The sequence below is a fragment of the Flavobacterium sp. genome (assembly GCF_027533505.1).
GTDB lineage: Bacteria > Bacteroidota > Bacteroidia > Flavobacteriales > Flavobacteriaceae > Flavobacterium.
Genome location: NZ_JAPZUB010000023.1, coordinates 1 through 16034, shown reverse-complemented (window position 1 = coordinate 16034; position 16034 = coordinate 1). Strand labels below are relative to the sequence as shown.

Annotated in this window: 14 protein-coding genes; 3 read left to right on the top strand and 11 right to left on the bottom strand. The window is 40.1% G+C overall.

Features of this window, described 5'->3' with window-relative positions; genetic code table 11:
• The first annotated feature begins 33 nt into the window (after positions 1 to 33).
• Together O9316_RS04975 and O9316_RS04970 are read left to right on the top strand one after the other, a co-directional pair.
• Positions 34 to 690 (top strand): metal-dependent transcriptional regulator, encoded by a 657-nt coding sequence (locus tag O9316_RS04975; RefSeq protein WP_298205406.1) that lies wholly within the window; start codon positions 34 to 36, stop codon positions 688 to 690.
• Positions 683 to 1501 carry a ZIP family metal transporter gene (locus tag O9316_RS04970; RefSeq protein ID WP_298205405.1) on the top strand — a complete coding sequence of 273 codons (819 nt, stop codon included), beginning with the start codon at positions 683 to 685 and terminating at the stop codon, positions 1499 to 1501. Before O9316_RS04975 ends, O9316_RS04970 begins: the two co-directional genes overlap by 8 nt.
• A 47-nt stretch (positions 1502 to 1548) precedes the next feature.
• On the opposite strand, the gene O9316_RS04965 is transcribed toward O9316_RS04970, so the two are convergent.
• The 5 genes from O9316_RS04965 to O9316_RS04945 form a co-directional block, all read right to left on the bottom strand.
• Positions 1549 to 3777, bottom strand: a complete 2229-nt coding sequence (locus O9316_RS04965; RefSeq protein WP_298205404.1) for a TonB-dependent receptor — start codon at positions 3775 to 3777, stop codon at positions 1549 to 1551.
• Positions 3778 to 4069: 292 nt separating this feature from the next.
• The gene (locus O9316_RS04960) at positions 4070 to 4195 is read right to left on the bottom strand and encodes a FeoB-associated Cys-rich membrane protein (protein WP_298205403.1); all 126 of its coding nucleotides are present in this window, start codon (positions 4193 to 4195) and stop codon (positions 4070 to 4072) included.
• 6 nt (positions 4196 to 4201) lie between these two features.
• Complete coding sequence (gene feoB, locus O9316_RS04955; protein ID WP_298205402.1) at positions 4202 to 6307, bottom strand: ferrous iron transport protein B; 2106 nt, start codon at positions 6305 to 6307, stop codon at positions 4202 to 4204.
• Positions 6308 to 6316: 9 nt separating this feature from the next.
• Positions 6317 to 6541, bottom strand: a complete 225-nt coding sequence (locus O9316_RS04950; protein WP_298205401.1) for a FeoA family protein — start codon at positions 6539 to 6541, stop codon at positions 6317 to 6319.
• 86 nt (positions 6542 to 6627) lie between these two features.
• Positions 6628 to 7323 (bottom strand): SCO family protein, encoded by a 696-nt coding sequence (locus O9316_RS04945; RefSeq protein ID WP_298205400.1) that lies wholly within the window; start codon positions 7321 to 7323, stop codon positions 6628 to 6630.
• 184 nt (positions 7324 to 7507) lie between these two features.
• Between O9316_RS04945 and O9316_RS04940 the strand changes: the two genes are divergently transcribed.
• On the top strand, positions 7508 to 9502 hold the full coding sequence (locus tag O9316_RS04940) for a M13 family metallopeptidase (RefSeq protein ID WP_298347044.1): 1995 nt from the start codon (positions 7508 to 7510) through the stop codon (positions 9500 to 9502).
• A gap of 70 nt (positions 9503 to 9572) precedes the next feature.
• Here the strand turns inward: O9316_RS04940 and O9316_RS04935 are convergent, their stop codons facing one another.
• The 6 genes from O9316_RS04935 to O9316_RS04910 form a co-directional block, all read right to left on the bottom strand.
• On the bottom strand, positions 9573 to 10610 hold the full coding sequence (locus tag O9316_RS04935; RefSeq protein ID WP_298205399.1) for a patatin-like phospholipase family protein: 1038 nt from the start codon (positions 10608 to 10610) through the stop codon (positions 9573 to 9575).
• Positions 10611 to 10701: 91 nt separating this feature from the next.
• Entirely contained in the window at positions 10702 to 11073 is a 372-nt protein-coding gene (locus O9316_RS04930; protein WP_298205398.1) for a hypothetical protein, read from the bottom strand.
• 142 nt (positions 11074 to 11215) lie between these two features.
• Positions 11216 to 11455: a hypothetical protein gene (locus O9316_RS04925; RefSeq protein WP_298205397.1), complete on the bottom strand. Its 240-nt coding sequence runs from the start codon at positions 11453 to 11455 to the stop codon at positions 11216 to 11218.
• A gap of 138 nt (positions 11456 to 11593) precedes the next feature.
• Complete coding sequence (locus O9316_RS04920; RefSeq protein WP_298205396.1) at positions 11594 to 12442, bottom strand: hypothetical protein; 849 nt, start codon at positions 12440 to 12442, stop codon at positions 11594 to 11596.
• Between the two features lie 24 nt (positions 12443 to 12466).
• Entirely contained in the window at positions 12467 to 14971 is a 2505-nt protein-coding gene (locus tag O9316_RS04915) for a DUF2235 domain-containing protein (protein ID WP_298205395.1), read from the bottom strand.
• A gap of 178 nt (positions 14972 to 15149) precedes the next feature.
• Positions 15150 to 15659 (bottom strand): M15 family metallopeptidase, encoded by a 510-nt coding sequence (locus tag O9316_RS04910; protein ID WP_298205394.1) that lies wholly within the window; start codon positions 15657 to 15659, stop codon positions 15150 to 15152.
• Between the last annotated feature and the right edge of the window lie 375 nt (positions 15660 to 16034).

The window sequence follows — 16034 nt, the reverse complement described above, 5'->3', positions numbered from 1 at the left end:
AATAATTTATTTTTGAATCAAATTATTCGTTATATGACCATTTCCGAAGAAAATTACATTAAAGTCATTTACCATTTAGCGCAGGTATCTCCCAAAGGGGTAACCACCAATGCGATTGCGGGAACCCTAGATACCAAAGCCTCTTCTGTAACGGATATGCTCAAAAAGTTAGCGGATAAAAATTGGGTGTCCTACCAAAAATACCAAGGCGTTTCGTTGACCGAATCAGGGTTGTTAAAGGCAAAAATGGTGGTGCGCAAACACCGCTTGTGGGAGGTGTTTTTGGTTGAAAAATTGGGCTTTGCTTGGGATGAGGTACATGATATTGCCGAAGAATTGGAACACATTCAGTCGCAGGCTTTAATCGCTCGATTGGATGAGTTTCTGGGCCATCCTGCATTTGATCCACACGGCGACCCAATACCGAATGCCAAGGGCGAAATGGTCAAAGAAGAACGGTTACTTTTGTCAGACGGACAGCTTCACCAAACCTATCGATTTATGGGGGTGCGGGATTCCTCGCCTGGATTTTTGCAGTATTTGGATAAACAAAAAATAGCTTTGGGCGCCCAAGTGGAATTGGTTGAACGGGAACCCTTTGATCATTCGCTTACGGTGCGTATCAATGGAACAACCTTGGTGCTCTCTCAAAAAATTACCGATAACCTTTATGTTTTAAAACATGTTTGATGCTGTACTTCATTTTTTTGAACAAATTGATCCCGTATTGGCTGCTTTATTGGCCACTTTATTTACGTGGGGATTGACCGCTCTGGGCGCTTCGTTTGTGTTTTTCTTCAAAACGATGAACCGCGTTGTTCTCGATGGGATGCTGGGTTTTACAGGCGGTGTTATGGTGGCCGCTAGTTTTTGGAGTTTGTTAGCTCCCGCTATTGAAATGAGTGAAGGGGACGGGTTTGTCAAAGTGATCCCTGCCGCAGTTGGCTTTTTAATGGGTGCTTTTTTCATATTTGGCTTAGACAAAATTTTACCCCATTTACACCTCAATTTCCAAGAAACCGAAGGTATGAAATCACCTTGGCAACGAACTACCTTGTTGGTTTTGGCTATTACGTTACACAATATCCCAGAGGGGTTGGCGGTAGGTGTGCTATTTGGGGGCGTTGCTGCGGGTATTCCTGAAGCTTCGATTGCTGGGGCGGTGACATTGGCGATTGGGATTGGAATTCAAAATTTCCCAGAAGGAATTGCGGTGTCGATGCCGCTTCGTCGCATGGGAATGAGCCGGTGGAAGAGTTTTATGTACGGTCAATCGTCGGCGTTGGTCGAACCCATAGCGGGGGTTTTGGGAGCCGTAGCGGTTACCTTTTTTACCCCTTTGTTGCCGTATGCCCTAGCTTTTGCAGCAGGAGCGATGATATTTGTGGTCGTGGAAGAGGTGATTCCCGAAACGCAACAAGATAAAAATACGGATATCGCGACCCTGGGTTTCATTGGGGGGTTTATTGTCATGATGATGCTCGATGTCGCTTTAGGATAATAAAAAAGGCAGCGATGAAGCTGCCTTTTTTATTTGGGATTTTTGGATTAGAATTTCGCCCCAATAGAAACGTAAAAACTTTGTCCTTCTCCGGGCAATAACCCTGGCCCAGGATAGCCTCCAGCGCGTCGAGTAGCGTATTTTTCATTTGTAAGGTTGTTGATTCCCCCACGAAGATTATAATTTTTAAATCGATACTCCATCCCTAAGTCGACTACTTTGTACCCACCAATACGCCCGTTTACCCCGTTGGCTGTGGGTGTAACGGTATTCTGTGCATCGGTATATACAGCGCCGTTTTGACGTTGTTGCGCACTGATGGATATTTTTTTGTACTCCCAGCTAATTCCGAAGTTGTGAATGAACTCAGGGGCATTTTCTACCCGTTTTCCAGCGAGGTTGGTTGTGGTAATGGTAACGTTAGGAGCAGCACCGCTTACACTTGTTACCGCAAAATCATCATAACGGGCACTGATGAAGGCACTGCTGGCAAAGGTTTTTAATTTACCCCATGTTTTGGGTGCTCCAAACACATCAAACCAACTGATGTCTCCATACAGTTCAGCTCCTTTATGGATACTTTTTCCTAAGTTGGTGCGGAAGGCAAAAGCCGCCTGCGTTGGGTCGTCGTTGATAAAGCGATTTAACGTACCAATACGGTTGTTGTACACCATATAGAAGTAGGATACATCAAAATTAATCCAGTTTTTAAACGTACCGCGGTAGCCTAAATCGAGGGTATATCCGTTGGCATCTTGTAAGTTAGGATCGATAACATCGGTCGTTGCTGGAGGCGTTTGATCAGAGAACAATACGGGGCGATACGCTTGAGAAATGTTTGCATACACATTGGTAGTTCCAATTCGGTATTCGGTTCCTAAACCTAACAGAAGTTGGGTGCGGTTTAATTCTTGGTTGGGCATCAGTATATCGTTACCACTTACCCGGTTGAATAATCCTGAACCTACCGATTCAATGATTTCTAAGCGCGCGCCCGGCGTTACCGTCCAAGCGGAAGTGATTTGGAACATGTTTTCGGCAAAAAGGGCAATGTTGCGCGTGGTAAAGTCCAAGTTTCTCGGATAACGATCGCTAACGGTAAGGTCAAAATCGCTACCGTTGGTCCCTGTACCGCGTTGTCTACGGTTGGTATCGGCTTGATACAAGCGGAACCCAAAAGCCAAATGATGTTGAGTTTTACCAAGCGAGTAGTTCCAAAGCGACCGGTTTTCCAAGCCGAAATTCACATAACGATCACGGTCAACTTGACGGTTGGCATAGGCTAAAGAGGTTGGGTTAATGGCATCAACTACATTAGGAGCCGCAGTGAATCCTACACTGTTGCGCTCGCCATAGAGTCCGAACAATTTAAAATCCGTAGTGATTTTTGGACTCCAACGTCCTGTAAGGGTAATCGTTGCCAAGTTCCATGGCGTTCCCATCCAGTTGCGATCGCGTAACGATTGACGGTGATCGGCGGCAAATTGTGCATCGGTTAAACCGCCGGGTTGCTGCAACTCATAGTCCATGGTGGTGAATTCTACTTGTGCTTTCCAGTGCGGTGCAAATTCGTAGCCCAAGTTGACAAAGGAGTTTCGTATTTGATATCCAGTATTGTCACGCCATCCATCGGCTCTACGGGCATGGTGGTAGGCATAATAGGTAAATTTTCCGTGTTTTCCACCGATTGCATTGAAGCTGCTGACTAAGCCAAAACTTCCTACTGTATTTTGGGTTTCGTAACTGAATTTTTTCTCAGGTGCTTTTTTCAATACATAATTAAGCATCCCTCCAAATTGGGGTCCAAATTGCAACGAAGCCCCACCGCGGATAAATTCGATACGTTCAACGGCTTCCATCGGGGGATTGTAATAGGCTTCGGGATAACCGAAAACGTCGGAGGAAATGTCGTAACCGTTTTGACGTGTATTGAGTTCCCAGCTGCGGTTGGGACTTAATCCACGTACGGCCACGTTGACTTGAATGCCAGAGCCGTCGTTTTCCCATACGGAAACACCGGCCATGCGAGAGAACAGTTCGCGTGCATTGTTGGTCGTTCGGTTGGCGTTGATTTCATTGAGACGCAGTACATCATTTTTCTTACCCGAATAGATGGTTTGCTGCTTAACAGCAGGCATGCGATCGGGAGTTTGTTCTTTGATGAAAATGATGACTTGGTCGAGGGTAACGGTGGCGGTATCTTTCTTCACTTCTTGGGCTTGTGAAGCCGCTGCGGTAAGCAAAAATCCAGCCAATATGGGGGCAATAATGCGCATAATTTTGAAAATTTTCGGCAAAGATACATCCTTATTCTTATTTAGACAAAGTTTAAATAAAAATAATAATAAATTTAATTTTTGTTTAAGGCAAGGGAAAAAGAGGCGTTTTTGAAAGCGTTTTTTTGGGGCGTATAACAGGCTGATTTCAAGGCAGCTATTGCAATAGGGGGTGAAGTGGAAATCCCGACGGCGGAGGAACGAAGCGGCGGCATTGCAACGGAAGACCCGACCCCGAGCAGCAGGTATAGGTTAGCTACGAAAGGCGTTCACTCGGGGGATTGCCCAAAAATTAACAGCCACAATTGTCATTACCACAGTTTTTATCTTTTTTCTTGGGTCGTTTTTTAAAGCGCTCAAACAAATAGGCGAGTGCGATGCCCAAGGCCAAGTACACGAAAATTTCTTGAATGCCCATAGCGAATTATTTTAAGAACTGATAGGCAACCAAGGCCGAAACGTAGGCGATACCGCTCATAAACACCAATTGAATCATAGGCCATTTCCATGAGTTGGTTTCTTTTTTGACGATGGCCAAGGTGCTGATACATTGCATGGCAAAAGCATAGAACAGCAAAAGTGAAATGCCGCTGGCCAAGTTAAACACTGGACTGCCGTCTTCGTGAACTTCGTGGCGCATTTGTTCTTTGATGGTGGTTTCTTCTTCGCTTTGGTCGCCTACTTTGTAAATAGTGGCCAAAGTACCTACAAACACTTCACGTGCGGCAAACGAGCTCACTACCGCGATGCCAATTTTCCAATCGTAGCCCAGCGGTTCAATCACGGGTTCGATCATTTTCCCGGCGATGCCCATATAGGAGTGTTCCAATTTGTATTCGGCAGTCCAATTGGGAATAACCGACGGATTGATTGGGACAGGGGAATTGTAAACTTTTTGTTCAATAATTTTTTCGGCATTTTTAAATTCATCACCCGGACCATGTGAGCCAAGGAACCACAGAATGACCGATAAGGCTAAAATAATTTTCCCCGCACCAAACACAAAAGACTTGGTTTTTTCGACCACATTGATGCCTACATTTTTCGCCATGGGAATTTTGTACCCGGGCATTTCGACCACAAAATAGGACTTCGTATTTAGGTTCAAAACCTTATGCAAAATAAACGCACACAACAACGCAATCCCGAAACCCAACAGGTACAATACCATCAGGGTAAGTCCTTGAAGGCTAATAAATCCCAAAACATGCTTCTCAGGAATGATGAGGGCAATCAGAATGGCATATACGGGTAGACGTGCCGAGCAGGTGATAAAGGGCGTGACCAAAATGGTAATCAAGCGCTCTTTCCAATTTTCGATATTGCGCGCTCCCATGATGGCGGGAATAGCACAGGCGGTACCTGAAATGAGGGGCACCACACTTTTCCCCGAGAGGCCAAAGCGGCGCATGATTTTGTCCATCAAAAACACCACCCGACTCATATAACCGCTTTCTTCCAAGACGGATATGAAGAGGAATAAAAAAGCAATTTGCGGAATAAAAATGAGAATCCCACCGATGCCCGGAATAATTCCTTCGGTGATTAAATTGGTGAATTCGCCGGGGGGCAAATGGGTAGCGGTGTACGTGGCGAGTTGCGCAAACTTTTCGTCGATAAAATCCATGGGGACACTCGACCAGTCGAAAATCGATTGGAAGATGCCAAAGAGAATTACAAAGAAAATAAGGTAGCCAAAGATTTTGTGGGTAAGAATCCGATCGAGGCGTGCGCTAAAGTTACCCGCTTTGGAACGGTCGATGGTTTGTCCCACTTTCAAGGTATCGTTGATAAACTGATACCTTTTGATGGTTTCTTTTTGCTGCAACCGTCGGAGTTCCGTATGCGATTTGGTGAACGAGCTTTTCATTTCGTTCCGCTCTAAATTCAAGAAATTGACGTCTTGTGTAATCACCAACCACAGTTTGTACACCAATTGATTGGGGAAGGCTTTGCGCAATTTGTCAAAGTATTCGGGATCAATGGAGGAGGCATTCAAACACGGCGCTGTGGGTAAGGATTGGTACTCGAGAATACGTTGTTTGATTTCTTCGATGCCAATATTTTTTCGGGAACTCGTGAGCGCAATTTTGGTTTTCAATTGGGCTTCCAAATAGGGAATATCCAATTCGATGCCTTTCAACTTCATTCGGTCGCTCATGTTGATGACCAAAATGGTAGGAATTTCAAGGTCTTTGATTTGGGTAAAAAGAAGGAGATTTCGCTTGAGGTTTTCTACTTCAGAAACCACGACCACGACATCGGGAAAGTTTTCATCTTTGCGGTTCAGTAAAAGTTCAATCACCACATTTTCATCGATGGAACTGGCATTCAAACTGTACGTGCCCGGCAAATCGAGAATGGTAGCACGGGTGGTCTCATTCAAACGGCAATAGCCAATTTTCTTTTCTACCGTAATTCCGGGGTAGTTGCCCACTTGCTGTTTTAAGCCTGTAAGTTGATTAAAAACCGATGTTTTACCGGTGTTGGGATTCCCAATTAAAGCTACTTTTATCGTTTTTTCCGCCATGGTAAATCGTTAGAATGTCACCTCTATTTGCCGAGCCGTTTCGATACGAAGGGCCACGTGCGAATCGTTGATGGTAAAATAAAGCGGATCCCCCAAAGGAGCGATTTGCAACAATTCCACACGATTGCCTGGAAGGCAACCCATTTCCAGTAATTTCAACGGAATAGCATCGATATTAAAATCGACGATGGTTGCTTGTTGTCCGATTTTCATGTCGGCTAAGGTTTCGCTCACTTTATTTAGATTGAATTAAAATACAAAAATACGGAAATCGGACGGATAATGTGGGTTCCGTAAAAAAATTATGTTTTGTTTGACATTCATTCTTTGGGTTCGCATAAAAACTGAATATCTTCCCACAATTGTTGTACATTTTTTACGCCCGGTTCGGTAGGGCCATCGAGGTTGGTGCCGTCATAAAACCCACGGATGCGTTGTTGGGCATCGACGAGCACAAAGTTTTCTGTGTGCACCATGTTGTATAATTCCTTGGGATTGCCTGTTTTTACGGCCAAAAATGATTTGCGTGCCAAGTAGTAAATCGCTTTTTTATCGCCCGTAAGCAGGTTCCATTTATGGTCCAATACGCCTTTTTTTTGCGCATAGGCTTTTAAAACGGGAACACTGTCAATATCGGGAGTTACGGAAAACGATAGCAATTTTACGTTGGGGTTGTTTTTGATTTTTTCCTGTAACCACGCCATGTTGTTGGTCATTTTGGGACAAATGGTGGGACAAGTAGTAAAGAAAAAGTCGGCGACATAAATTTTTCCTTCATAGTCTTTATCGGTAATCGTTTTCCCGTTTTGATTGGTAAAGGCAAACGATCCGATGCGGTGTTCCAAGGCTACATGTTGCACCGTTGTATCGACCAATTCTGGATTGACATCGCTTGGCGTGTATATTGGAAGGTTTTTTTTGGGTTTTAATACCGAATAAAAAGCACTCACGGTAATGATGGAAAACAGCACAAAGAAGAGAATAAAAAAGCGGTATTTTTTGAGAAAGGTGCCCATGTCAAAAATTTTAGCAAAAGTACAAACCCCTGTCGAATTCAACGGATTTCCTTTGAGGATTATACTGAATTTAACAACTATTCAATCAATATTTTGATAGCTTTGTTGGGAAAACTAAACGAAACACGGTATGAAAAACCACAATGTACTCACTTTTGCTGCTACCGTAGCCGCTTGTTTGGCTATGGATACAGCGGCAGCACAACATAAGCCAGGCCTTCATTTGGACTTGATGGATACGTCGGTCAAACCCGGCGATGATTTCTTTCGGTATGTAAACGGCACTTGGTTTGACAAAACCGAGATTCCCGCCGACCGAACGCGTTGGGGAAGTTTTGATGAATTGCGTCAAAACACCGATAAAGACGCGTTGGCCATTTTGAAACAAGCGGCCAACGACAAGAAGTTGGACCCCAAGTCGGACCAAGCCAAAGCCGTCAATGTGTACAAAACCTATATGGATACGTTGGCGCGCAACAAACGCGGGATTCAACCCTTGAAAGCGACCTTAGCGCAAATCGATGCGGTAAAAAATGTCAATGATTTAAACAAATTAATGATCGATCGTTTGCCGTTTGGAGGCGTTGGATTTTATAGCATGTTTGTGGGCGCGGATGCCAAAAACAGTAATAAAAACGTGCTGAGCATTGGCCCCGGAAGTCTGGGATTGCCCGACCGGGATTACTACGTATCGGAAGATGCTGATTCCAAAGAAAAACGGCAAAAGTATGTGGCCCATGTTGCCCGCATGTTGCAATTCCTTGGATTGTCGGAAGCCAAAGCACAAGCCGATGCTGCCCGCGTTTTGGCCTTAGAAACCGCGATGGCCCAGACGCGATTTGACCGTGTAGAACGCCGTGATCGCAGAAAATCCTACAATCCGATGGATATTTTACAACTGCAAAACCTCACGCCTTCGGTCAATTGGCGCAATTATATCATGGGTGCGGGCATCAAGCGTATCGACACCGTGATTGTGTCACAGCCCAAATACATGGCTGCTCTGGAAACCCTTTTTCAGGCCAATGAAGTTGATACTTGGAAAGCCTATTTGCGTTGGACCCTCCTCAACCGTTACGCCGATCAATTGACTACCGATATCGAACGGGCCAACTGGGAGTTTTACAGTCAAACTTTGCAAGGCGCCAAAAAACAACGTCCCCGTGAGGAGCGTGCGCTTCAAGTGGTCAACGGAACGGTGGGGGAAGCTTTAGGCAAATTGTATGTGGCGCAAAAGTTCCCCGCGGAAGCCAAAGAGAAAGCAGCAAAAATGATCAAGTACGTTTTTCGTGCTTTTGAAAACCGCATCAACAACTTGCCTTGGATGGCGCCCGAAACCCGCGTAGGTGCCATTCAAAAATTGCGTAAGTCGACCGTAAAAATTGGATACCCCGATCAATGGAAAGATTATTCCAAATTGGAAATCAAAGCCCTAGCCGACGGAGGTACTTATTTTGAAAATATGGAGAATGTGTCGCGTTGGAATTTCCAGAACAACATCGACGATTTAAGCAAGCCCGTAGACAAAACCCGTTGGGGGATGACGCCCCAAACGGTGAATGCGTATTACAATCCGTCGTATAATGAGATTGTATTTCCAGCGGCAATTTTACAACCGCCTTTTTACGATTATAAGGCCGATGATGCAGTCAATTTCGGAGGCATCGGTGCTGTCATTGGGCATGAAATATCGCACGGATTTGACGATTCAGGAGCGCGATACAACGCCGACGGGAATTTGGTTAATTGGTGGAAGGATGAGGATTTAAAACAATTTACAGCCCTAGGAACGGCATTGGCCGATCAGTACAGTGCGTTGCAACCCTTACCGGGAACTTTTGTCGATGGTAAATTTACCTTAGGGGAAAACATTGGCGATTTGGGCGGAGTGAACGCAGCCTACGACGGGTTACAATTGTACTTGAAAGACCATGGAAATCCAGGATTAATCGATGGATTTACGCCCGAACAACGATTCTTTATTTCGTGGGCTACGATTTGGCGCTCCAAAATGCGTGATGAAGCGATTAAAAATCAGGTGAAAACCGATCCGCATTCGCCCGGAATGTACCGTGCCTATGTACCGCTGCTCAATGTTGATGCGTTTTACCAAGCGTTCAATATTAAGGAAAATGACAAATTGTATTTAGCTCCAGAGAAACGGGTGAAGATATGGTAATTCAACCGTTTAGCTATGCAAAAGGCCGTTCCCAAAGAGCGGCCTTTTGTATGCAAAGGGACTAGGTTTCTTAGCGGTTGTCGAGGAGTTTTTGGACAATTTGGTCAAGTTGAACCTGATTTTTTCGAACAAAGGTGAGTCCGTCTTGAATGAGGTTTTGGATATTCTCGGGAGAAGTATCATCCATCTCGGAGGACGCTTTTAAGAGTTCGGGCATCAACCGGAAATAGTGTTGTGTATTTTCATTCCCGAGGGATTCATACATTTTTTTCATTTGGTAATTGACCGTTTCTACGTTGGACGACAACAAGATATCGATGAGTGGGGTTATCCATTCGACTTTTCCCGCATTTTTAAAATCGTCAAAGGCATAGGGTTTCAACACCGTTCCCGTTCCCACCGACACCACAATCATATCATTGGCTGTAGGGTAATCGGGTTTTTCGGGGTGGTTGAGCACTTTGGAAAAGGGAATTTTTCGCGCTTCGGCATAGGCACATAAAGCGGGATTGTTGGCATAGACTCCGCCATCGATAAGGGTAAACTGTTCGCCCGAAAGGGAAACCACTTGGGCCGGTTCAAAATAAGAAGGTGCTGCTGAGGTAGCCCGGCAGACATCGGTGACCCGAAAGTTGCGTAGGGGATTCTCGGCATTGTGACTTGTAAAAAAGGTTGCTTTTCGTGCGGTGATATCGTAGGCGGTAATCAAACACGGCTTGATGAGGTGCCGTAGTTCGAGAGTGCCAAACACATGAGCTAACTCGTGTTCAAGAGGGGTATCGTCGATTTTTTCTTTGAGTAGCCCAAACGGATTGAGGAGTTTGTCCCAAAACGATACATCAAAAATGGCGGCTCCTTTCTCGGTATACAATGCAAGCGCTTCGGTCACCGAGAATTTCGCTTTTTGGTGTTCATCGGGGCAAAGCAGCAACGCCGTTATGAGTCCGCCGGTGCTGGTCCCGGCAATAAGGTCAAAATAATCCCCGAGTTTGGCCTGAGGATGATCCTTTTGTTGGAGTTGTTCTTCGATGTATTTCAGAATGATACAGGAGATAATGCCTCGAATTCCTCCGCCATCGAGGGAGAGTAGGGTGATTTTACGGTTCATGATAATGGGTTATATTTTAAAAGGGTTCTAATGATTTTTTCAGACTTTTTTGGAAACAAATCGTTTGATTTTAGAGTAAAATACGAAGTAGTTATTTCTTAAAATAAATCGAATATAGTGTTTTTGGGTTGCAAACACGCTCATCACCCAATTCATAGGTCAATGATTTATTTATATTTTTTGATTTGACAAAAAGTGAATCCATTGGATTAGTATTCATTACCCCATATCTTTTAATCATCCATTCCTTTTTATAGAACAAATCAAGAAAGAAGTAATCAGGCACTAAGTCAGTATTTCGTATCATTACCCTTAACCCTTTTTCTTTGGATTGAATATCATTTGATTCGAAATAAATCATTTCAATCTTAGGTTTTGTTAAAACATAAGCACAATCAACTCTAGGTAAAATGCTTAGTATTTTCTCTTTTTTTCCATTTTTTAGAAAAAAAACATCTTGCATACACTGTTTATTTGTATTGCTTTCTAATGTTATTGTATCCCATTTTTGATCACCGATTATATCCAAATAGCTACAGGAAATTGTAGTGTCTTTTTTACAGGAAATAACGAAAAGGGAAATTAGTAGTAATCCTAAGTAGCCATTAACGTTTATTCGCATGCCATTTTTCATAATTAAAAATCTCTTTCAATTTGTATGTATATTGCTTTCTTTCTGATAAGTGGTTAATACTAGCGATGTTGTTTTCTAAACCATTTAATGCTTCAGGATAATTAATTGCCGCAGATACTTTTATTTCATCATCAATATCTGCATATTCACTTATTTTTAATTTATTCCAATACCAAGCAGAACTTTGCCATGCTAATTTTTTGCTATTCATGCGCTTTCTGTTTATAGAATGACATACCCTTGTGCGTCGCGTTGGCGTTTGATCAATTGGCGCCAGTTGTTGAATCCAATTTTGCCAATGTCTTATTCGATTGCGCCAATGTATTGTTATGTTTAGACAAAGGTTATTTTACTTTTTTAAATAAGCCCTGAATTTATCACCTCGATAGTTAAAAAACAATGTGTCATTTTGTTTTTTAGGATAATTATATTGATAAAAACTTTCTAATTCTGTATTAGTCGATGAATTTTTAGCTTTAAAATAACCTCTTTCATTGTTTAAAGTAAACTCTAAATATTCGTAACCATTTTGGGAAAAACTTGCTCCATCATAACCACTATTATTTGAAGCTCCTGTACTATTTCCGCCACCTCGTAAACCACTAAAACTAAAAAAACCATAATACTCAAATTCGTTACCAGTTATTCTGTAATCAATTGTCTTAATATTTTTTAAATTATTTCTGTAAGAACTTTCAAAATTATAACTATCATAAATTGTTTTAGGTTCAGGTATAATTTTATATTTATTGCCATATAATTTATCGAAATTTTTGATTTCTTCAATCACAATTGCTTTATTTGTTAGGTATGGAAACTCTTTCCAAGTAGGATGTTTGTCAAACCAAGGTATTTTGTAACCCAATACAAACATAAGAATGATATAACATAAGACTCCAACACCTACTTTGATTTTAAACTTTGTCAATAAAGTTTTTTTATTAAGAGTTTTATCTCTTTTTACTCGGATTAAATAAATTATTACTGATATTGCAATAATAACTACTTCAAAATATAAAGGCTCAAATTTATCTTTTACTATAGCTTTAATTATAAATGTAATTAAAGCTGTAAATAATGTAATTCCTAAAGAATTAATTGTTTTTAGATCTGTTTTCTTTAAAATAATATTACGAATACACAAATAGTACAATACACTAATTGGAGCAAGAAAATATATTACATATAAAAACAGCATAATATTCTTTTTTAAATTAAATTATTATTTTGACTTTAAATATTTTCTCTTATTGTTTTCTGTTGGCTCATTAACATAAAAATCACCAGGCAGTAATTCTTTTCCTTTAGTACCAAATAATGCTGATTTATTGTAATTTGCTGAAATATGAATGTAATTTTGAAACAAAGGATAATAATCCTCAATTGCTAAATTTAGTTTATCGTCTTTTTGTTTTTTTACCATTTCCATAATTCCGTTATAGTAATTCATAAAATACTTGACAGATTTTGGAACTTCATAAAAATGCTCATTTATATTTTTTAGTTTTTTAAACTCTGTTTGAAAAGGTACTTTTTCTGTAAGTGCATACTGCATCATCGCATTTAGTGAAACTAATTGTACTTTGTTGGATATAAATCGTTTGTCTATAACAATGTAATGTTCTGATATTTTTTTTGGTGGACTTATCGAATTAAGTGGTGGTTTTGAGTAATGAGTATCCGTTTTTTGCAATGTAATTTGCCCTTTTTTGAATTCCCAAATTCCTTTTGCATTTTTTTGAAAAGCAAACCTTCTTCTATAACTGTCGGCTATTTTTTCATATTTTAATAACTCGGTTTTATTACCAATATCTTTAAATCCAATGATCGTATTATAGTCTGTTTTCGCGTAACCGCCACCAATATCAGAATGTGAACCGTATAAATATAAATTATATGTGTTTGGAGCGTCGCTAATCGTTAATGGGAAATTTTCTCTATACTCATCCATTGCAATTATGTGCATTACTTTTGATTTGAGATTTTCTAAAGAGGTATTTATTTTTTCATAACCTTTTACTCTCTCATAAAGCACATTCCTTGGAACAGAAAAATTTTCGGGTAATTCTATAAATTTTCTTGTAAAATAGCCTCTTTCAGAAGAATCAGAAACAACAGTTTCAAATAAACCTGAAAAACGAATATCAATTTGAGCTGGAATATTTAAACCTTGTTTGATAAATTCTGAACCAAGCAAACCTGATTTTGGTTGAGCAGGAGCAAACTCTATATGTCCTTGTTGATTTAACATTCTTTGGGTATTTGCTTTTATTTCGGGCTTTAATATTTCGTTTATATAATGTCTTGCAGCAGCTGCGCCACGACTAAAACCAAAAACATCAATTGTTAAAATTCTAATTTCTCTGTTGTTTTGTTCCAAAAATCTTTTAAGCTGTAAAACACTATCACGGATGCCTTGTTCAACTCTTGCGATAATTCCTCGTTCTCCTCTTCCAGAAGCTGAACCCAATATATCATCTTCATAATATTCTGTTGGTATTCCGTTTTGGTCTAAATCTACTTTTGTTCCAATTCCTTGAACATATTGTTTGAAAACTACATTTTGATTTGTTGTTGTGTGTTTATTAAATTTTTCTGAATTACTTTTATACAAATCGTGAAGTAAAACTATGTTTGAATATGGATTTAAATAACTGGTACTTCCCTCCAAATCAATCATATAATCTTCTACATCTACAAATTCTTTTAGTTTGTTTGGATGTTTTGTTGTTCCGTTTTTTAGCTTTTTAATTTTTTGTTCGTCAAGAATAAGAGTTTTTTGATTAATATTTTGATTATAAATTAATTCTGTAGTAAATCGATTATTTCCTGTTCCGTCAAAAAACATTCCAAGTGTAACATCTACTGTTTTCACTTTCATTGGTGGACGGTAGGTGCTTTTGTAAAAATCTTTTTTTACAAAAGTGCTAATTGCTGGATTTTGATATTTTTGAAAATCTTCTTTTGTGTAAGTATTTAATTCATCTAACAATGGTTTTTCATCCTCTTTAAATAAATCTAATATTTTTTTTGTTGAAATTGTTGAGTGCTTTAATTCTTCTTTTTTAATGCTTTTAGTATAGTTTTTCAATTCAGAACTTGTTTGAAATCTTGAAACATCAAGTAAACTTGTACTTAGTTTAACTTTAAAGTCAATTGTGTTTTCTTTTTCTAAAGCAAAAACACCAACTTCATCACTGATTAAATTTAGCTTTTTATATTTATCTGAAATTTCTTGTTCATTATCAGCTGTATATATCGATAATGAAATAGCTCTTTTATTGAAATAAATTGGTTCATTTTTTAAATTTGATTTTAAATTTAAAAATATGGAAATGTTATCGTAGACATTTAAATCGTTAAAATATTTTTTTACAATGCCATCAGAAAAGAATGCTCTTCCTAAACTTGTTCTATTATAACTTGACAATTCTTTACTGAATGGATAACCTTTTGAAGTAAAAGGCGACGGTTTGTCGCTTCCTTTTAGTTGATTTAAAAAGGATTTTTCTGTTATTGGATTTGGTGTGAATTTTTCAAGTTCAGCTCTTGGTATGTTTGTTGAAAAAATAAATGGAGCCTCCCCATATCGCAAGTCGAACCAAACTCCTTCTTTCGAAGAAATTATATTTCCTAGATTGTCAATGTTAAATAGCGCTTTAAAAGCATAATCGTTTCCGTTTAATCCTTCTGCTTTTATTTTCTCGAAAAATTCTTTTTCTGTCATAAAAATTCTTTTTTTGTTGGCTTTGTTTTTTAGCATTTTTATTGCGTTTCGTGTAGCTCGAAGGTTTCTGCCAACTCCCTCTTATCCCCAATCGCGGCCAGTCTGTCAAACTTTGAATCTTTGAATCTCCCGTTTTCGCGGTGCTATGCTAATTTTTTGCTGTTCATACCCCTCTTATTTATAGAATAACATACCCTTGTGCGTCGCGTTGGCGTTTGATCAATTGGCGCCAGTTGTTGAATCCTTTTTTTTCTAAATGGGGGAAATCTTTAAAATTTTTCCAGTTGCCGCCCCATTCCCAGCCGAATTGCGCAAAGATTTTCACGCATTCGTACCAGTCGGCGACGGTGTCATTGTCCCAGTCTTTGGCGGTGTCCCAGGAGGCTGTTTTTCCGTCGATGATAAGGCAAATATCAACGGCAAAGCCATAGTTGTGCACCGATTGTCCGCCTTTGGCTTGGGTAACACGGTTACCGAGCGGTTTTTTGGCGGTTTTTCCTTGGGGATTGACGCGGGTTCGCCCGAGTGCAAATAAATCATCTTGTTCTTTGAAGGTGCGTAGTCCTTGTGTAATGCGCACTTTAGCCCGCCCGGTGAGTGCTTGATCACAGGCTTGAATGATTTGGGTCACTTCAGCGCGTACCGAAGGATGGAGTTGGGCGATGCGGTTTTGGGTGGGAGTGTCCATGGTGGTGTTTTTTTGGGTGAAAATTTCGAATGAAATACTAATTAAAATTTAGCGCTTTAGTAAAAATGGGGAGTTTATAAGATGAAGTCCACTTTATTCATGCGTTAGGTTGTTTATTCTTACTTGTATAAAAAATGTTTTAAAACCCATTCCTCTTGTTTTGATTGGGGTTTTTTTATCCATTCATTTCTATTATTTAGTCATTCCTTAAAAAGCCACTATTTTAAATTTCGATGGCTTTAGTCTAAATAATATATTTATTATATTTGCTTTATGAAAGACAGTATTTTATCCCAAATATCGGAATTAAATCAGGAAGATAAATCCCGATTATACAAAGTTATTGAAGGCTTTTTGTTTGATAATGAAGTTGAT